Origin of the sequence: Microtetraspora malaysiensis, from assembly GCF_001528665.1 — a bacterium.
GTDB lineage: Bacteria > Actinomycetota > Actinomycetes > Streptosporangiales > Streptosporangiaceae > Microtetraspora_A > Microtetraspora_A malaysiensis.
On record NZ_BBYJ01000018.1, the window covers coordinates 36,557 to 54,771 of the forward strand.

The window sequence follows — 18,215 nt, forward strand, 5'->3', positions numbered from 1 at the left end:
GCTTCCAGATCACGCCAGCGCCTGTTCCGCCGCCAACTGGGCGTAGAGCGGGTCATTCTGAAGGAGTTCGGCGTGCGTTCCGGCGGCCTGTGCTGTGCCGTCCACCATCACCACGATTTGCGCCGCGTGGACCACGGTGGACAGCCGATGAGCGACCACGATGACCGTGGTGTCGCCGGAGATTTCCCGGATTACCTCCCGCAACGCGGCCTCGTTGGCCGCGTCGAGCTGCGAGGTCGCCTCGTCGAGCAGGAGCAGGCGGGGTTTGCGCAGCAGGGCCCGGGCGATGGCGACGCGCTGCCGTTCGCCGCCGGACAGCGACACGCCCCGGTGCTGGATCTCCGCGTCGAGGTCTCCGCCGAGACGCTGCAACAGGGGATCGAGGCGGGTAAGACGCAGCACGGCCCGGATGTCGTCCTCACTGGCGTCCGGTGCCGCGTACGCGACGTTCTCGCGGAGGGTTCCGGCCAGCACGGGGGCATCCTGCTCGACGTAGCCGATGTTCGCCCGGAGGCTGTTGAGGGGCCAGTCGGCAAGGCTCTGCTCGTCGAAGAGCACTCGGCCCTGCTGCGGGTCGTAGAACCGCTCCAGAAGTTTGAGCACGGTGGTCTTGCCCGAGCCGGATGGCCCGACGAGCGCGGTCAGGTTGCCGGAGGGCACGGTCAAGGTGAAGTCACCCAGAGCCGGTTCGGCGCGGCCGGGATAGGTGAAGGTGACCTGATCGAAGGTCACGGAGGCCGGTGTGGACGAGATTCCGCCGTCCGGCTCCGCCCTTGCCGCCTTGGCCGGGGGGTTCTGCGAGGGGAGCGGCAGGTCGAGCGGTTCGGCCGGCAGCGTGTTCACCTGGGCTATCCTGCTCAGCGCCGCCCTGCCCGCCTGGAGATAGGTGGTCGCGCTCATCAGTTGGATCACCGGGTGGGTGAGGTAGGCCACGTAGAGCAGGAAGGCCACCAACGCCGACACGGTCATGGCGCCGCCGGCCACCCGAGCGCCGCCGACCCCGAGGACGACCAGGAAGGCGACCTGGATCGCCAGCCCGGCGGCGGTGCCTCCCACCGATCCCCAGCGGGCGAGTGACACGCCTTGCTGGTACGCAGAACGGGCCTCGGCGTCGACGCGGGCCAGTTCCGCGGCCTCCATGCCGGAGGCCTTGACGGTGGTGAAGGCCCCGAAGACCCGCTCCAGGACGGCGCCCATCTCCCCGACCGACTGCTGCGCGCGTAGGGCGGCGATCCGGATCCGCGGCATGATCACCGCCATGGTGACGACGAGCAGCAGGATGACGACGACGGTGACGCCGAGCAGCACCACGTCGACCACCCCCATCAGGACCACTGCCCCGGCAAGCATCAGACCGCCGGTCAGCAGGTCGATCAACGCCTGGCTGGCGATCTGGCGCAGCAGCATGGTGTCCGTGGTGACCCGGGCCATCAGGTCGCCGGGTGCCTGGCTGTGCATGCTCGGAACGGAGAGACGGAGCAGGTGACGGATCAGTCCACGCCGGCCGTCGAGGACGACCGCTTCGGCGGTCCGCAGGGTGAGATAGTTGCCGATTCCGAGCAGGACGGCGGCCACCGAGACGAGCACCGTCACGATGACCAGGGCTTGGCCGGTCTCGGTTCCGGTGGTCAACTCGTCGATGAGGGTTCTCACGGCGAGCGGCTGCAGCAGGCCGAGCACGCTGGAGGCGAGGAGCAGGACGGCGGCCGTGATGAAGGTGGCCCGGTGTGGCCGGATATAGCCGGCCAGCATCCTCATCCAGTGGCGTGACCCGTCCTGCGGCGGAGGAGCCGGCCGATCGGCGGATGCGGTCGTCTGCGCGGTCTCGCTCGCCTGTGGCGTGTCCGGCTGCGCTTCCATCGTCTGTGCCATCACGCGGGACCCTTGCGGTAGACCGAGATGTACATCGGCTCCTGGCTGCTGAACTCGGCGCCGGCCCAGTCGCTGTAGCGGCCCGCCGGCGTCAGCCCGGCCTGCTCGGCGTAGCCGTCGACCTCTTCGGGCATCGTCAGGCGGCTCAGTTCCTGGGCGATCCGGGAACGGCCGTTGTCGATCCAGATGTGCGCGAGGTGCCAGATGCGGTTGTCGATGTCGATGGTGGAGTAGGAGAGCAGCCCGGTGTCCGGCGCCGGGTAGGGGACGAAGAACGAGTCACGGGCCCTGCCCTGGTTGATCATCTGGGCGAAGTTCGGGTTGTGGGTTTCGACGACCACGGTGCCGCCGGGGGCGAGGTGGGCCGCCGTGACCTTGAGCACCTGCTGCTGTTCGGCGGGGTCCAGCAGCATCGAAAGGGTGCCGCAGACGCAGTAGATGAGCCCGTAGCGCTGATCGTCGGCGTAGTCGCGGATGTCGCCGTGCACGGGGGTGACCGGGCGGGGCTGTTCGGCGAGGGAGGCGCGCAGGACGTCGAGCATCTCCGGCGAGGAGTCGACGCCGACGATCGGGCCGACCAGGCCGGCCAGGGGCAGCGCGATCCGCCCGGTGCCCACCCCGAGTTCCAGGGTCGGCAGGTCTCCGCCGGGGTGCAGATCGGCGAGGAAGGTCGCGGTCGCCGCCACGGCCGGTCCACCGGGAAAGAGGCGGTCGTAGAAGCCGGCGAACTGGGCGCCGTAGCCGATGTCGGCGATCTCACTCATGGCGGTGGTCTTCCTGCAGTGGAATGAACTGGGAAATCAGCAGATAGTCCGGATTGTCGGACTCGTCGTAACCGGCACTGCGGGCGATCACGAACTGGAATCCCTTGGGGGTCGGGTTCGCCCGGTGTTCCTCCCGTACGACGAGCTCGACGCGGTCGCGGAGCACCTGGTAGGCGGGGATCTTGGTGATGTCGAGTTTGGGCTGCGCGAACGAGACGATCAGTTCGGCGCAGACGTCGAAGACCGCCTTGTCCTGCCGTCGTTCCGGGAACCAGAGCATCTGCCGCCAGGTGCGCCTGGGAATGTGGGTGGTCTCGGCCCAGGGGGTCTGGACGTCGTCCGCGGTGAGCACCCGGTGCAGGATGTGGAAGTCGTGCTGCGCCGGCTCCGGGGCGAAGAACCGCCAGTTGCCGATGAGCAGGCCGGTGTAGTCGTAGCGCCGGAACCGGTCGAAGATCTGCTGGGGATGCTGGCTGATGACGGTCACTCCGAACCAGGCGGCCAGGCCGCCGGTCACCAGTGCGGCGGCCGGCCTGCGGCCGGCCCGGGGCGACGGCGGAGCGGTTCGTGGTCTCATCACTTCTCGCCCCCATCGCGGTGCCGCCGGTCGGATCGTTCCCGCCCGCCGTCGTCGAGGGGTGTGTCGTGCAGGTCGTCGAGAAACGCGGTGAGGATCTTGCTCACCTCGGCGGCCCGGTCGGCGTCGGTGAGGATCTCGTCGTGGTCGGCGCCCTCGATGAGATGCTGCTGTGCCTGTGGGGCGGCGGTGGCGAACTCATCGTGCAGATCCACCTGTACGGCGTCGGTAGCGGCGGTCTGGCCCGCGGTGATGACCACGAGGGGGGCGGTGATCCTGGGCAGGACGCCGTCGAACTCCTCGAACTTCTCCTTGACGACCTTCCACTCCCGGCGGGCGGCGGCCCACAGTTTGGCGTCGCGGTACTGGGCCAGGGCGGTGGCTCGCGCCTCGGGCGGGATCCGGTTCAGCCATCCGGGACGCCGTAGCAGCGAGCCGAGCCCGAGCTCCATCGACGGGGCCATGAGCGCCAGCGAGTCGGTCAGCACGCGGCCGCCTTCGGCTTGCCGGATGGAACGCTGCAACTCGGCCGGGTGGCTGGAGTCGATGAGCGCGATGCCCCGCGTCTGGGCGCCGAGTCGCTCGGCGGCCAGCAGCGAGAGATAGCCGCCGAGGGAGTGGCCGACCAGCACGATGGGCCGATCGCCTGCGACGTGCCGGGCCACCTCGGTCAGGTCGTCTACCATCGCGTCGAAGTGATATTCGCCGTCGGCCTGGTATCGGCTGCCGCCGTAGCCGGCCCGCTGGTAGGTGACTGTGGTGAAGCGTTGCGCCAGCTGAGTGGCGATCCGTTCCCAGTGTTCACTGGTGGAGGCCAGGCCGCTTTCCAGGATGACCACCGGACCGGTCTCCGCCGCGTCCTCGCCGAGAACGCGGTAGGCCAGGGTGTTGCCCGCTGAGGTGGTCAGCGTACGCTCGTCGCCGCGTCCACGGGTGACGATCTGGCGCCGGCGGGCACGGATCGCCTGGCCGGTGGCGAGCAGGGTGAGCGCGGCGGCGGTCACGGTGGCCGGCAGGGCATCGTCGCGACGGCTGACCACGCCGTCCGGTTCGGTGCGTTCGCGTGGTCCGGTCGTGTAAAGCACCGCCGGATAGGTTGCGGCGAAGGCCCAGAAGAACCGGCCGAGTCCCATCATTCGCGCGTTGAGGATGTGGAACATCCCGGCGATGCCGAGGAAGTACGGCGCGGGCCGGCCCCGGAAGGCGAAGACCATGGGGAACGCGCACTCGAAGGTGAGGACGCCGTGCGCGGCGAGCCGGGTCAGCCGGGGGAAGCGGCGCATCAGCTTCCAGACGTCCGGGTCGCCGTAGGTGTGGGTGCGGATGATGTTGGGCAGGGCGCGCCCACTGCGCCAGGTATCGCTGGGGAGCTTGGCCCATCCGGAGACCGTGTAGGACAACACCGACTGCAGCGAGACGAACCAGAGGGCGGCGTCGGCGATGGCGGGTCGGCGGTGACCGGTCCGGGCAACGGTGGTCAGCGCCTGAACCAGGAAGGAGATCTGGTCGGCCCCGTCGCTTCCGTAGAGGTTCTGGGCGTGCAGGGCGGCCTGGCTGCCGGTGAGCACCGTGTTGACAGCGACTCGTTGCCGAGGGGACAACGGAAGCCAGAGCGCGGCCGCGGCGGCGGCGCGGCCGGCGTGCAGGGCGGTGCTGACCCGAGGATCCGCGACCAGGTCCAGGGCTTTGGCGAAGCGGGGGGCCCGGTCGTGGAACATGCGGCGGGTGACGTCCCAGTTGTTGGCACCACCCCACTCCCGGTCCTTGGGACGGGCGAGGTACTCCAGGCTGGCGAGAAGGTGGGTCACCGAATTCAACCGCTCGGTCCAGGTCAGCACGTGCGATCTGGACAGCGTGGACAGCGACTCGATGGAAGCTCGGGCGCCGCGTCCGGACAGGGCTGAAAGGGCGGCCAGCAGTCGGGGGCGGCCCTTGGCTGGTGTTTTCATGGGGGTGATTCCTGGCTCGTTCCTGGATCGGCCCGTTGCCGGGGGAGAGAGTCAGCGGCGCCCCGGCAATGGGCTATCCAGGGCTTTCGCGGTCGCTGGGGTTTGGGGCCGCCGAAGGTGCGGCTTTTGTCAATTGGGCAGCGTGCCGGCGCCACGGCCCATCGCATAGCCGGCCGCGAACGCCGCGACCATGGTCACGACCACGGCGGGCGTCGCCAGTACGGGGGTCTCCGCGGTCAGGCCGCGACCGCCGGTGGTCTCCGTCAGGTCACCGAACATCCCGGGGGAGACGGCGTTGGTGTAGTCCACGAGAGTGCTCATGATCCACTTCCTTGGATTTGTAGCTGATATGAAAATTGATGGCAGTGTTCTTCATATCAGCTAAGACAAAGGTCCGCTAGGGCCCATATCGGCTGGGCTTGACCCGTTTGCGGAGCAGCACGCCGATCAAGCTCGCACCGACGCGGCTGGACGGACGGTCTCATTCCGCGGCCGCGAAGCCGAGGGTGTGGGGTTGGCGGCTGGTCGAGCCGGTCGGGACATCGGCCCGTTGCCGGGGTGCCAGGGTCGGCGGCACCCCGGCAACGGGTTTGCCCGGAACTATTTCGGCAAGGTGCCGCTGTGGCCGAACGCGTAGCCGGCCGCGAACAGGCCGACCACCGAGCCGACCAGGCCCACGCCGGCGGCCACGCCCACGATCGTCGCGGGTGTGGCCAGCACCGGCGCCCCGCCGATTTCGTGGCACGGCTCCGTGCTGTAGATCGAGATCGCGGTGAGCGCCGGGTCGGCGTTCACCTTCTCGGCGAGCAGTGTCATGGATCACCCTTCTTGTGCGGAGACATCACTGGGGCAGCTCGTTCGGCTGCGGGTGCGTGCCTTCGGCCATGTTGCGGGCGAGCGCCGGGTCGGCCTTCACCTTCTCTGCCAGTAATGGAATGGATCATGTTTCTCGCGTCTGGGCGTCAGTTGGCCACGGTGCCTTCGGCCATGCTGCGGGCGATGCCGTACATGTAACCGGCGTGGAAGGCGGCCATGCCGATGGCGACGCCGAGGGCCACGGCCGACGGGGTGGCCAGCACGGGGGTGGCCGCGGTCAGGCCGCGACCGCCGGTGGTCTCCGTCAGGTCACCGAACTTCCCGGGGGAGATGGTGTTGGTGTAGTCAGCAAGAGTGCTCATGATTCACCTCCTTCGAAGTCACGTAGCGGAGATGAAGCGCTAGTGCAGAATTTTCATCTCAGCTAAGGTCTGGAATCGTTAGAATGATGGAGCTTGTGGGCTCCGTCAACAGTTCCGGCGGGATTCGCCCATTACAGAAGGGGAGAGCGGCCGATGGTTGAGCCACCCGTCCGGTCGACTCTCGCTGAGAAGATCAACCGCCTCTTCGAGGTTGTCCGGCGCCCAGACCGAGAGCAGTACCGCAACGAGGAGGTGGCCGGTGCCTGCCGGGAGGCGACCGGCGAGAGCTTCTCGGCCACCTATCTGTGGCAGCTGCGCAATGGCCGCCGAACCAATCCGACCAAGCGTCACCTGGAAGCGCTCGCGCAGTTCTTCCAGGTTCCGCCGGCCTACTTTTTCGACGATGAGCAGAGTGAGCGGATCGTGGAAGAGCTGGAACTACTCGGGGCGCTACGAGATAACGCGGTACGCCAGATCGCCCTACGCGCGGTCACGCTGTCGCCCGAAGGACTCGACACGATCAGTGACATGATCGAGGCGATCGGGCGGCGTGAAGCGCGACGCAAGGGGCCGGCGGGGCGCGATGGCGATTGACCGGGCGACCTGGCGCAAGTGCCAGCGGGTCGTCGGCCAGCTGTCGATCCCCTCGCCCTTCGATCCCGACTTGTTCATCTCCGCGCTCGCCGAGCGGCGCGGTCGGATCGTCGAGTTGATGCCGATGCCGGGTGGCGCCGTGCAATGCGGTGCGCTGATCGCCACCGACGAGGCCGACTACATCTTCTACGCCGCCAGTACCACCCGATTACACCGGGAGCACATCCTGCTTCACGAGGTGGGACATCTCCTTTGCGGACACATCGGCGATGCCAAGCTCGAGGCCCTGCCCGAACTTCTGTTACCCAACCTCAGCGCGGACCTGGTCCGGCGGGTGCTCGGCCGGACCGACTATTCCGCGGCGGAGGAACAGGAGGCCGAACTGGTCGCCTCGATGGTCGCGCAGCGGGCCCGCCGCCGGCCGGCCGGATCGGTCGCCCCCGAGCTCGCTGATGGTCTTGCCCGCGTCGGCTCGATCTTCGATACGCGGTGACGGATGCTTCAGTGGCTGAACTACTGCGCCTGCGGGCTCGCCGTCGGTGTCGCAGGATACAAGCTGTTCCGCGTACGCCGAGACCAGCGGGCGCTGGGTCTGCACTATCTGGCGGCGTTCTTCCTCTGCCTCGGGCTGGCCATGGCGGCCATGGCGCACCCGACGCTGGACCTGGTCAGTCGCTACGAGCCGATGCCCAACACGGCCCGGTTCGTTGGCAATGCTCTGGAGATGGCGGCGGCCTACTTTCTCGGCGCGCTCGGGCACAGCATCGCCATCCCCGAGCACACGAAGCGATGGCTGCGCCGGTACGGAATCATCCTCGCCGGGGCGGTAACCCTGATGGCCGTACTGCTGATCGCGGCCGAGACCACCTACACGCGCAACTTCGTCAACGTCTATTCCAACAGCCCGCTAGTGGTGGGCTACCTGGCGGTGTTTTTCCTCTATATCACGGTTTGCGTAGTAGCCTTCATGCGGACCATCAGCCGCTATGTGCCACACGCTGAAACCACCACTCTGCGGGTCGGATTGCAGTTCGTCGTCGCCGGAGCCGCCGTCGGGATCATCTGGGCCGGTTGGTCCGGAGTCCGGCCGGTAATCACGCTGCTCACCGGGCAGTCGCTGGCCACCGTCCTTCCGATCGGGACGATGATCGGCGTCACGTGCATCCTGCTCTGGCTCATCGGAGCCACCCTCACCGCCTGGGGAACGTGGCTGGCCGCGCCGCTGCGCTGGGTGCGGGCGTTCATCCGTCATCGACAGATGGACCCTCTGTGGAGGGCACTGCGGGCGGCCCGACCGCAGATCGCGTTGATCGAGACCGCGAAGGTGCTGTGGGACACCGAGTTCGCCCTCTATCGGCGGGTCATCGAGATCCGTGACGCGCAGCTCACGCTCCGGCCGTACGCGCACCCGGCCGTGCCGCAGTGGGTGGGCCCGGCGGCGGATCCGGCCACACTGGAGGCCGCGGTGATCGCGGCGTCCCTGATCGGCTATGCCGCCGGGCGCAACTACAACGCCGAGCACCCCTTCCACGACGTCGATCCGTCGATCACCTCGGAGAGCGCCTGGCTGGTGCGGGTGAGCCGAGAGTTCACGAAGTCGGCGGTCGTCGCGCGGGTGCGGGAACGCGCCACCGCCGAGGCGGAGCACTCGACACCGTGATCTGATCCCACCGATCAAGGACCTTGAGCGATCCACTACTCGCCCACGCCGTAGGCGAGGCGGCGTCCGGTCTGCCCTCAGCAGACATATCGACAGGTCGCGGGGCCGCGGCGGATACAAAGGCGCCATGCGTGTTTCATCGAGCATGAGTTATCGGGATCGGCTGAACGAGAAGCTGTTCCAGCAACGGACCCTGCTGCTGACCGGCGAGGTCGACGACGAGATGGCCGAGCGGGCGTGCGCCGAGATGGTGTTGCTCGCCTCGGCCGATGCCGAACGCGACATCATCCTGTACATCAATTCGCCCGGAGGGTCGGTGCTGGCCGGGCTGGCGATCTACGACACCATGAAGCTGGTCCCGAACGACGTGGTCACCGTCGCGCTCGGGTTCGCCGCGAGCATGGGGCAGGTGCTGCTGGCGTCCGGCACACACGGCAAGCGGATCAGCCTCGCACACAGCCGGATCATGATGCACCAGCCGTCGGCCGGCATCGGCGGCACGGCGATCGACATCGCGATCCAGTCCGAGAACCTCCAGTACATGAAGCGGCAGTCTGAGGAGATCCTCGCCGCGGAGACGGGACGCACGATCGAGGAGATCGCCGCCGACAGCGACCGGGACCGCTGGTTCACCCCGGAGCAGGCCCGCGCCTACGGGATCATCGACGAGATCGTCGACTCCTTCCACAGCCTCGCGCCGTACGCCGCTCACCCGATGGGATTCTCGTCATGACGCAGTACACGATCCCGTACGTGGTCGAACGGACCCCGGTGGGGGAGCGGTCGTTCGACATCTTCAGCCGGCTGCTCAACGAGCGGATCATCTTCCTCGGAACCGAGATCGACGACGGCGTCGCGAACGTCGTGATGGCACAGTTGCTCCACCTGGAGGCGGAGAGCCCCGACCAGGAGATCAACCTGTACATCAACTCTCCCGGCGGCTCGACGACCGCGATGCTCGCGATCTACGACACCATGCAGTTCATCCGCGCGAAGGTCGCGACGTACTGCATGGGCCAGGCGGCATCCGCCGCCGCGGTGTTGCTCGCCGCCGGAGCCCCCGGGCGGCGGTTCGCGCTCTCCCACTCCCGCGTGCTGCTGCACCAGCCGTCCTCGCAGGGGCAGGGCACCATCTCCGACCTGACCTTGCAGGCGGCCGAGATAATGCGCGTGCGCACGCAGACCGAGGAGATCCTCAGCTCCCACACCGGAGTGGACGTCGCCCAGCTGCGCAAGGACACCAGCCGGGACCGGGTCTTCAACGCTCGCGAGGCCATCGAGTACGGCCTGGTCGACGAGCTGATCATCACCCGCGAGACGTTGTAGCGCTCACGCCGCCAGCAGCTCCACCCGCGGCGTACCGGCCGGCCTGTGCGTCGCGATCCGGCGCGACGCCGTGATCCGCCGGACGGCGCGGGTGAGCAGGTGCTCGATCGGCAACCCGAGAGCGTCGCACACCGAATGCAGCATCTCCGACGACGGCTCCTTGCGGCCGCGCTCGACCTCCGACAGATACTGCTTCGACATGCCGACCGTACGCGCCACGTCGTCGAGCGTGCGGTCCTGGTCCAGCCGCTCGTCGCGGAGAATCTCTCCGTAGACGTTGCGCAGCAGCGGGTCCGGGTCGTCGGGGATCTCGGGGCCGCGCTCCTTGCCGGCCCGGCGCGTCCGGATGTCGATGACCACTGATCGGCCCGAGGCTGCCATGCCTCGCAGTCTGGCACGTCCGGATCCGCGGAAGAACGCTTGTTCGCGGACAGGTGAGCGAGCCGAGTTCCCTGGGCGTTCCCGGCAGGCAGCCCACGGTCCGGGACCGAACGAGCCCCCTCCTGCCCGAAGACGGCCGCGGGGCGGCGGCGATCCGTCCGCCGCCCCGCGGCCGCTTTGCTCCCGATCGGGGCCGGACTACCTCGGCGTGTCGACGGCGACGAAGGCGACGGTGCCGCCGGCCTGGAGACTGCTCACGCCCTTGCTGGAGCACTGGCTGATGTCCGAGGTGGGCGTCGCGTTCCCGGCGATCCGCTTGCCCTTCATCTTCCCTTCGGTGACCTCACCGATCAGCAGCATGTCGCCGGCGTCGTAGGAGCTCATCGCGTTGAGGTTGGGACGGATCGTGGAGGTCCCCAGCGCCTGGCCCTTGGCGTCGCTCCAGGTGATGGTGCCCGTGCCGGTGACGTTCTGGGCGCCGCCGACGCAGGACAGCTGCCCGCTGCCCTGGATGGTGATCTTCCCGGAACGCAGGTTGGGGAAGCTGTTGTCGGGGGAGGCGCAGTTGGTCAGCGTCAGGGGGCCCTTGACGGTCACCGTGCGGGCCTCCTGGCTCACCGGCGGGTTGAACGTGATCGGCTGGCCGCTGTTGGTGCTGATGGTGCAGGTCAGCACCGTGTGGCCGCCCGGCTGGCTGGGCGAGGGGGCGGCGACCGGCGTGGCGGGCTTGGCGGCGCCGCTCGACATCCCCTCGGCCACCGACGGGGCGGCCACGAGGGCCATTCCCAGGACGGCCGCGGCCGCGGCGGCGAGGCCGCCGGCGACGTGGGCGCGGGATCGAGGAGCGTTCATGGGCATCTCCCGGTAGATCGCTGTAGGTGATTTCTTGGTCACAATAAGTAACATGCGAGGGGTCTGTTTGGCAGGGACACGCGCGGATCATCGGTCATGACTTCCGCAGGACGCCGCCTGGGAGCGCGCCGGCGCGTACGGGCGGCAGCGTCGGCGCCGACCACCAGAGGGCCGGTCGCCAGAGGTGGGTCGCCAGAGGTGGGTCACCTGGAGCGCGGGCACGAAGAGCGTGGATGCTCGTGAGAAGGTCCGGTGGGCTGCCGTCTTTCCGTGGCCAGGGAGTGTCTGACAACGCTGCCCCGGGCTTGACTTGTCAAACGACCTAGACTTGTTGCATGGTCGCGCAAGTTCCCAAGGGTTCTCCGGTCGTTCCGGTAGAGGCGATCGTGGAGGTGCTCAAGGCGATCGCGGATCCGACCCGGTTCCAGATCCTGTACGCGGTCTCCAGCCAGGAACGGGGCGTCGGAGAGCTGGCCGAGATCGTCGGCGCGCACGTGGCCTCCGTCTCCCAGCATCTGGCCAAGCTGCGCGCGGCGGGGTTGGTGAGCTCGCGCAGGGACGGCACGCGGATCTTCTACCGTGCGGCCAACCAGCATGTCGCCGGCCTGATGGCGGAGGCCGGGCTGCTGACCGGATACGTGACGGGCGTGATCGAGCCGCCGGACGACGGCCCCGCGCCGCCCCGGGAGGCGGCGGCGGGCGTGGGGTGGCAGCTGCTGCCGGGCCGGTTGCGTCCGGCGAGTTCCTGACCGTCAGCCGGGCGGCGGGTCCAGGCGATACTCCTCGTGCAGGGTGTCGTACGAGTACAGCTCCGCGTACCGGCCCCAGTCGGTGGCGACGTTCAGCTGCTCGGCGACCTGCTCGCTGGTGTAGTGGTGGGCCAGGACGTCGCGGAAGAATCCGGCGCGCAGGCGGCCGCCGACGCTGTTGGCCAGGCTGGTGGCGATGAAGCGCACCAGCGGGATCTCGATCGCGGCGGGAGCGAAGATCTCCTTGGACGTCTGCACGTCGGCCTCGGAGAACGCGCACCCTTGCGAAGTGAGCCGGACCTCGGTGCCTTCGACGGCGGCGAAGCCCAGCAGTTCCAGCGCGTCGATCAGCGGGAGCAGGTCGTCGACCTCCAGGCTGAGCTCGTCGGTCAGCTCCGCGAAGTCCAGGCGGCCGCCGTGCCGCTGGAGGATCTCGGCCAGACCGGAGAGGCCGTCCACGCCGGCCGCCGGGAGCGGGGTGTTCGCGGGGGTGCGCTTGGCGGGCGCCCGGACGCCCGGCGGCGGCAGCGGGGTGCCGTGGTCCCGGCCGGTCATGGTCTGGTAGATGACGTCGATGAGCTTGGTGAAGTCGGTGCTGTCGCGGTCACGGGGGCGCGGCAGCGGGATGTCGTACGTGGCGCGGATCGTGCCGTAGGGGCGGGCGGCGAGCACCACGACCCGGTCGGCCAGCAGGACGGCCTCCTCGATGTTGTGGGTGACCACGACGATGGCCTTGGTGGGGAACTCGCCGGACTCCCACAGCTCCAGCAGCTCGCCGCGCAGGTTCTCGGCGGTCAGGACGTCGAGGGCGGAGAAGGGCTCGTCCATCAGCAGCACGTCGGGCTCCACGACCAGGGCGCGGGCGAAGCCGACACGCTGCCGCATGCCGCCCGACAGTTCCTTGGGATAGGCCGACTCGAACCCGTCCAGACCGATCAGGTCGATGGCCTTGAGCGCGGCCTCCCGGCGTTCGCGGGCGGGCAGGCCGCGGGCCTCCAGGCCGATCTCGACGTTCTGCTGCACGGTGAGCCACGGCAGCAGCGCGAAGGTCTGGAAGACCATGGCGGTGCCGGGGTTGGCGCCCGTCAACGGCCGGCCCCGATACGTGATGGTCCCGGAGTTGGGCGGGATCAGCCCGGCCAGGCAGCGCAGCAGCGTGGACTTCCCCGAGCCGCTCTTGCCGAGCAGGGCGACGATCTCGCCCTCGTTGATGTCGAGGTCGATGCCGGCCAGGACCGGCAGGTCGCCGTCGGCGCCCGCGTAGCTCTTGGTCAGACCGGTCACGGTCAGCAGGGTCATGAACTCTCCCGCGGTCACAACGAGTAGCGGTGCTCGGCGAGCCGGTACAGGCGGCGCCAGAAGAGGCGGTTGATGAGCACCACATACATACTCATGACCGCGACTCCGGCCAGGAGCCGCGGATGGTCGCCCGCCGCGGTCGCGTGGGCGATGTACGCGCCCAGGCCGGTGGCGGTCAGCGTGGTGCCGCCGAAGGTGACGACCTCCGCGACGATGGAGGCGTTCCACGCTCCGCCGGAGGCGGTGATGGCGCCGGTCACGTACGACGGGAAGACCCCCGGGATGATCAGACGCTTCCAGCGGCGCCGGCCGTGTACGCCGAGGTCGTCCATCGCCTCGCGCAGGTCGGTGGGGATGGCCATGGCCCCGGCGATGGCGTTGAAGAGGATGTACCACTGGGCCCCGAGCGCCATCAGCAGGATGCCGCCGATGTTGAGCGACAGCCCCGTGCGCAGGAAGAGCCACGTCGCGAGCGGGAACAGGAAGTTCGCCGGGAAGCTCGCCAGGATCTGCACCACCGGCTGCGCGATGCGGGTCAGCCGCGGCGAGAACCCGATCTTCACGCCGATCGGCACCCAGATCAGGGTGGCCACGGCGACGAGCACCACCACCCTGGCCAGCGTGGCCAGCCCGAGCAGCAGCGGCTCGACGAAGATGGACAGCCCGGCGGGCTGGCCGGCGAGGTAGCCGACCAGGCTGACCAGGCCCCAGCCGATCAGTGCCAGCGTCACGACGGTGAAGAGGACGTCTCCGGCCCGCCTGCGCCGTACGTCCACCAGGAACGGCCGGTCGTCGACGCCGAACACCCGTCCCGCCCGCCCGGCGGTCTCCCGCAGCGGCGCCAGGGCCCGGCCGAGCAGGCGGGGCCAGTTCGCCCGGCGCACGAAGTCCAGCACCAGCGACCGCTGCACCTGCGCGGCCTCCGACTGCTCGACCTTGAACCGTTCGGCCCACGCCGTCAGGGGACGCCAGAACAGGAAGTTCACCCCGATGACCAGGATCGCCATGGTGAGGATGGCCCAGCCGACGTGGCCGAGGTGCCCGGCGACGATGGCCGCGCCCGCGTAGGAGCCGACCCCGGGCAGCGTGTACTCCCTGTTGGACACGCTGATCAGCTCGGAGGCGACCAGGAAGAACCAGCCGCCGCCGAAGCTCATCATCGCGTTCCACACCAGGCCGATCGCGCCCGACGGGAGCTCGACCTTCCAGAAGCGCATCCAGCGGGAGAAGCCCATGCCGCGGGACAGCTCGTCCAGCTCGCGGGGCGTGGTGATCAGCGAATGGTAGAAGGCGAAGGCCATGTTCCACGCCTGGGACGTGAAGATCGCGAACACCGAGGCGAGCTCCAGGCCCAGCAACGATCCGGGGAAGAGCGCGACGAACCCGGTCACCGCCACCGTCAGGAACGCCAGGACCGGCACCGACTGGAGGATGTCGAGCGCGGGGATCAGCACGCGTTCGAGCCGCCGCGAGTGCGCCGCCGCGTAGGCCCACACCAGCGCGAAGACCAGCGACACCCCGAGCGCGGCGAACATCCGCAGCAGGCTGCGGCCGGCGTAGTACGGCAGGCGCGCCGGGTCGGTGTCGATGCCGCTGACCTGCGTGGGCGCGAACGACAGCGTGACGTCCTTGCCGAGGCGGATCACCACGTACAGCAGAACCAGCAGGCCCGCGGCGACGACCGCGTCCACCCAGGAGAACCACCCCAGTCGTGGCGAAAGCGGGCGCGACGGGGCCACGCGATTCGCCGGGGAGCGTGGGACACCCATGCCGCGACACCTTCCTGCGAGAGACCGACACCGGAAGCCGCCCCGCGGGGCCCGGGTCAGGCGGCGGGCGCGAGGCGGCCGGGACTGTCGGTCTCCGTCGGCCGCCTCCTTGCTCGCCGATGCAAGCTTGACACCCCTACGGACTACCCCGTGAACTGGCCGGACGCTCGGTGCCGGGGCAGGATCCCGGGCGGGCGGCGCGGGTCACAGCCAGGTTCCGAAGCGCCTGATGTAGCGCGTCTTGATGAACTGGGTGAGCGTGCAGTACGCGAGCAGGGTCGCGACGAGGATGGGGAAGTACGCCAGGGGCAGCGGCCGCATATCCAATGTCGCGGCCAGCGGTGAGAAGGGGAGGTAGACGCCGATCGCCATGATCAGTCCGGTGAGGAGCAGGACCGGGGTCGCGGCCCGGGACTGGACGAACGGGATCTTGCGGGTGCGGATCATGTGGACGATCAACGTCTGCGACAGCAGGCCCTCGATGAACCAGCCCGACTGGAACAGGGCCTGCTCGGCGACCGTGTCGGCGGAGAAGACCCACCACATGACGCAGAACGTGGTGATGTCGAAGATCGAGCTGATCGGCCCGACGCAGAGCATGAAGCGGCTCAGGTCACCGGCCGCCCACTTGCGCGGCCTGCGCAGATACTCCCGGTCCATCCGGTCCCACGGGATGGAGAGCTGGGAGAGGTCGTAGCACAGGTTCTGCACCAGCAGGTGGACGGCGAGCATCGGCAGGAACGGCAGGAAGGCCGAGGCGACCAGGACCGAGAAGACGTTGCCGAAGTTGGAGCTGGCGGTCATCTTGATGTACTTCATGATGTTGCCGAAGGTGCGCCGCCCCTCGATCACGCCCTGCTCCAGAACCGTGAGGTCCTTCTCCAGCAGGATGATGTCGGCGGCCTCCTTGGCGATGTCCACGGCCGTGTCGACGGAGACGCCCACGTCGGCGTCACGCAGCGCGGCGGCGTCGTTGATGCCGTCGCCCATGAAGCCCACCGTGCGCCCGCCCGCCCGCAGCGCGCGGATGACGCGGGCCTTCTGCATCGGGTTGACCTTGGCGAAGACCGTGGTCCGCTCGGCCAGTTCGCGCAGCTCGTCGTCGTCCAGCCCGTCCAGGACGTCGCCCAGCACGATCCGCCCGACGTCCAGGCCGACGTCGCGGCACACCTTCGCGGCCACCAGGTCGTTGTCTCCGGTCAGGACCTTGACCGTGACGCCGTTGCCGGCCAGCGCGTCGATCGCGGCGGCGGCGCTCGCCTTGGGCGGGTCGAGGAACGCGACGAAGCCGATCAGGGTCAGTTCGTCCTCGTCCGCCACGCCGTACACATCCCGCTCGGCCGGCACTGTCCTGGCCGCGACGGCCAGCACGCGCAGGCCCTCCCGGTTCTGTTCCTCGGCGGTCGCCAGCACCTCCTGGCGCAGCGGCGCGGTCAGCGGCTCGTCCACGCCGTCCCGGCGTACGGCGGAGCAGACGGCGAGCACCTCCTCGACCGCGCCCTTGGTGATGATCACGTGCCGGTCCGGCTCGCGCCGCAGGACCACCGACATGCGGCGGCGGGCGAAGTCGAACGGGATCTCGTCGACCTTGGTGAAGCGGGCGTCGGCGAGCAGCCGGTCGGCCTCCTGGACGTGGTCGGCGATCGCCCGGTCGAGCACGTTCTTCAGCCCGGTCTGGAAGGAGCTGTTGAGGTAGGCGTACTCCAGCACCTCGTCGTCGGGGGCGCCCAGCGGGTTCAGATGCCGTTCGAGCGCGATCCGGTCCACGGTGAGCGTGCCGGTCTTGTCGGTGCACAGCACGTCCATCGCCCCGAAGTTCTGGATCGCGTTGAGCCGCTTGACGATGACCTTGCGCTTCGACATGGCCACCGCGCCGCGGGCCAGGTTCGCGGTCACGATCACCGGCAGCATCTCGGGGGTCAGCCCGACCGCCACAGAGATCGCGAAGAGGAACGCCTCGAACCAGTCGCCCTTGGTCAGCCCGTTGACGACCAGCACGATCGGGACCATCACCAGCATGAAACGGATCAGCACCCAGCTCACCGAGCGCACCCCGCGGTCGAAGCCGGTCTCCGGACGGGCGCCGACCAGCCCCTTGGCCATCGAGCCGAAGTAGGTGCGCGCGCCGGTCGTCAGGACCACGGCGGTGGCCGTGCCGCACACCACGGACGTGCCCATCAGGCACAGCCCCGCCGCCTCCAGCGGGCCGGCCGCGGGGGCCGAGCCGGCCGCGGACTTCTCCGCCACGTCGGCGAGCGTGTCGTACTTCTCCACCGGCAACGACTCACCCGACAGCACGGCCTGGGATACGGACAGGTCCTTGGCGGTCAGCAGGCGGCAGTCGGCCGGGACCATGTCGCCGGCGGAGAGCCGTACCACGTCGCCGGGGACGAGCCGCTCGATCGGCGTCTCGTGCTCGACGGGACGCGCGTCGGCGCCGGGGCGGCGCAGCACGGTCGCGGTGGTGGTGACCATGGCCTTGAGCGCCTCGGCCGCCTTGGTCGAGCGGAACTCCTGCCAGAAGCGGAGGAGCACGCTGACCAGGACCATCGTCGTCAGCGTGAGCACGCCTGTGACGTCGTCGGTCAGGAGGAACACCACGTCCAGGCAGACCAGCACGAGGATGAACGGGTTCTTGAACGTCGAGGCGAGCTGGATCGCCCAGTGCGGCGGCCGGTCGTGGTCCACGACGTTGGGTCCGTACCGCTCCAGCCGCCGCGCGGCCTCCCGCCTGGTCAGCCCGTCACGTCGGCTGTCGAGGGTGCGCAACACCTCCTGGTACGGCGTGGACGCGGCCGCGGCGAGGTCCGCGCCGATGCGCGCGGTCGCCTCGCTGATCGCGTTCATCCGCCGCTCGTGGCGGGCGGGACGTCCGGAGGACGCCGGGCGCCTGATCTCACGGGTGGTCTCGAGCATGATCGTTTCACCTCTTCTCGTGCCGGCACAGCACAGGGGAACCCCGCGGCCGGGACGGCCGCGGGGCACAGGTCATCGGGTGAGGAAAAGAAGAGCCCGCCGACGGCGGCGGCTCAGAGAACGCGCGAGGAAGATCGGTTATCGCGCGGAAGAACGGAGGCAGGGCCGATCATGGCCCGGACTGCTACAGCCATCCATGTCGGTCACCTCCTCACGACAGGCACGGGTGACGATCGCACCCGAAAAGGACGGTAACCCTATTTGCGTATTCGCGCAACAAGTCAATTAGACTGGTTGCGGCCGCGACACGGCGGCCTCGATGCGTGCCT

General features: G+C 69.0%; 18 protein-coding genes. 6 read left to right on the forward strand and 12 right to left on the reverse strand.

Annotated features, from left to right (window positions below; all coding sequences use genetic code 11):
* Positions 1 to 9: 9 nt before the first annotated feature.
* From AWQ71_RS23935 to AWQ71_RS23965, 7 genes are all read right to left on the reverse strand, one after another.
* On the reverse strand, positions 10 to 1,872 hold the full coding sequence (locus AWQ71_RS23935; protein ID WP_218001929.1) for an ABC transporter ATP-binding protein: 1,863 nt from the start codon (positions 1,870 to 1,872) through the stop codon (positions 10 to 12).
* A complete protein-coding gene (locus AWQ71_RS23940; protein ID WP_067136949.1) occupies positions 1,872 to 2,636 on the reverse strand; it encodes a class I SAM-dependent methyltransferase in 765 nt (254 codons plus the stop codon). Before AWQ71_RS23940 ends, AWQ71_RS23935 begins: the two co-directional genes overlap by 1 nt.
* Entirely contained in the window at positions 2,629 to 3,213 is a 585-nt protein-coding gene (locus tag AWQ71_RS23945) for a hypothetical protein (RefSeq protein WP_067136950.1), read from the reverse strand. The genes AWQ71_RS23940 and AWQ71_RS23945 overlap by 8 nt, the downstream gene beginning before the upstream one ends.
* The gene (locus AWQ71_RS23950) at positions 3,213 to 5,162 is read right to left on the reverse strand and encodes an alpha/beta fold hydrolase (RefSeq protein ID WP_157570523.1); all 1,950 of its coding nucleotides are present in this window, start codon (positions 5,160 to 5,162) and stop codon (positions 3,213 to 3,215) included. Before AWQ71_RS23950 ends, AWQ71_RS23945 begins: the two co-directional genes overlap by 1 nt.
* 129 nt (positions 5,163 to 5,291) lie before the next feature.
* Complete coding sequence (locus tag AWQ71_RS23955; RefSeq protein ID WP_067136954.1) at positions 5,292 to 5,483, reverse strand: hypothetical protein; 192 nt, start codon at positions 5,481 to 5,483, stop codon at positions 5,292 to 5,294.
* A gap of 279 nt (positions 5,484 to 5,762) precedes the next feature.
* On the reverse strand, positions 5,763 to 5,978 hold the full coding sequence (locus AWQ71_RS23960) for a hypothetical protein (protein ID WP_067136956.1): 216 nt from the start codon (positions 5,976 to 5,978) through the stop codon (positions 5,763 to 5,765).
* Between the two features lie 146 nt (positions 5,979 to 6,124).
* Positions 6,125 to 6,340: a hypothetical protein gene (locus AWQ71_RS23965; protein ID WP_067136958.1), complete on the reverse strand. Its 216-nt coding sequence runs from the start codon at positions 6,338 to 6,340 to the stop codon at positions 6,125 to 6,127.
* Positions 6,341 to 6,493: 153 nt separating this feature from the next.
* Between AWQ71_RS23965 and AWQ71_RS23970 the strand changes: the two genes are divergently transcribed.
* The 5 genes from AWQ71_RS23970 (at position 6,494) to AWQ71_RS23990 (ending at position 9,920) form a co-directional block, all read left to right on the forward strand.
* A complete protein-coding gene (locus tag AWQ71_RS23970; protein ID WP_067136960.1) occupies positions 6,494 to 6,934 on the forward strand; it encodes a helix-turn-helix domain-containing protein in 441 nt (146 codons plus the stop codon).
* Complete coding sequence (locus AWQ71_RS23975; RefSeq protein ID WP_174550758.1) at positions 6,924 to 7,427, forward strand: hypothetical protein; 504 nt, start codon at positions 6,924 to 6,926, stop codon at positions 7,425 to 7,427. Before AWQ71_RS23970 ends, AWQ71_RS23975 begins: the two co-directional genes overlap by 11 nt.
* A 3-nt stretch (positions 7,428 to 7,430) precedes the next feature.
* On the forward strand, positions 7,431 to 8,594 hold the full coding sequence (locus tag AWQ71_RS23980; RefSeq protein ID WP_067136962.1) for an MAB_1171c family putative transporter: 1,164 nt from the start codon (positions 7,431 to 7,433) through the stop codon (positions 8,592 to 8,594).
* Between the two features lie 127 nt (positions 8,595 to 8,721).
* Positions 8,722 to 9,327 carry a ClpP family protease gene (locus tag AWQ71_RS23985; protein WP_067136964.1) on the forward strand — a complete coding sequence of 202 codons (606 nt, stop codon included), beginning with the start codon at positions 8,722 to 8,724 and terminating at the stop codon, positions 9,325 to 9,327.
* Positions 9,324 to 9,920, forward strand: coding sequence for a ClpP family protease (locus AWQ71_RS23990; RefSeq protein WP_067136967.1), 597 nt, complete (start codon positions 9,324 to 9,326; stop codon positions 9,918 to 9,920). The genes AWQ71_RS23985 and AWQ71_RS23990 overlap by 4 nt, the downstream gene beginning before the upstream one ends.
* Positions 9,921 to 9,923: 3 nt before the next feature.
* Here AWQ71_RS23990 and AWQ71_RS23995 read toward each other — a convergent pair whose 3' ends face one another.
* Positions 9,924 to 10,301: a helix-turn-helix domain-containing protein gene (locus tag AWQ71_RS23995; RefSeq protein WP_084259216.1), complete on the reverse strand. Its 378-nt coding sequence runs from the start codon at positions 10,299 to 10,301 to the stop codon at positions 9,924 to 9,926.
* A 198-nt stretch (positions 10,302 to 10,499) separates the two neighbouring features.
* On the reverse strand, positions 10,500 to 11,153 hold the full coding sequence (locus tag AWQ71_RS24000; protein ID WP_067136969.1) for a hypothetical protein: 654 nt from the start codon (positions 11,151 to 11,153) through the stop codon (positions 10,500 to 10,502).
* A gap of 335 nt (positions 11,154 to 11,488) precedes the next feature.
* On the opposite strand from AWQ71_RS24000, the gene AWQ71_RS24005 reads away from it, so the two are divergent.
* Positions 11,489 to 11,902, forward strand: coding sequence for an ArsR/SmtB family transcription factor (locus tag AWQ71_RS24005; protein WP_067136971.1), 414 nt, complete (start codon positions 11,489 to 11,491; stop codon positions 11,900 to 11,902).
* A 3-nt stretch (positions 11,903 to 11,905) separates the two neighbouring features.
* Here the strand turns inward: AWQ71_RS24005 and AWQ71_RS24010 are convergent, their stop codons facing one another.
* The 3 genes from AWQ71_RS24010 to mgtA all read right to left on the reverse strand — a co-directional run bounded on the left by AWQ71_RS24010 (position 11,906) and on the right by mgtA (position 17,886).
* Positions 11,906 to 13,201 carry an ABC transporter ATP-binding protein gene (locus AWQ71_RS24010; RefSeq protein ID WP_067137189.1) on the reverse strand — a complete coding sequence of 432 codons (1,296 nt, stop codon included), beginning with the start codon at positions 13,199 to 13,201 and terminating at the stop codon, positions 11,906 to 11,908.
* A 14-nt stretch (positions 13,202 to 13,215) separates the two neighbouring features.
* A complete protein-coding gene (locus tag AWQ71_RS24015; protein ID WP_067136973.1) occupies positions 13,216 to 14,970 on the reverse strand; it encodes an ABC transporter permease in 1,755 nt (584 codons plus the stop codon).
* 204 nt (positions 14,971 to 15,174) lie between these two features.
* Positions 15,175 to 17,886: a magnesium-translocating P-type ATPase gene (gene mgtA, locus AWQ71_RS24020; protein ID WP_218001930.1), complete on the reverse strand. Its 2,712-nt coding sequence runs from the start codon at positions 17,884 to 17,886 to the stop codon at positions 15,175 to 15,177.
* Positions 17,887 to 18,215 lie beyond the last annotated feature (329 nt).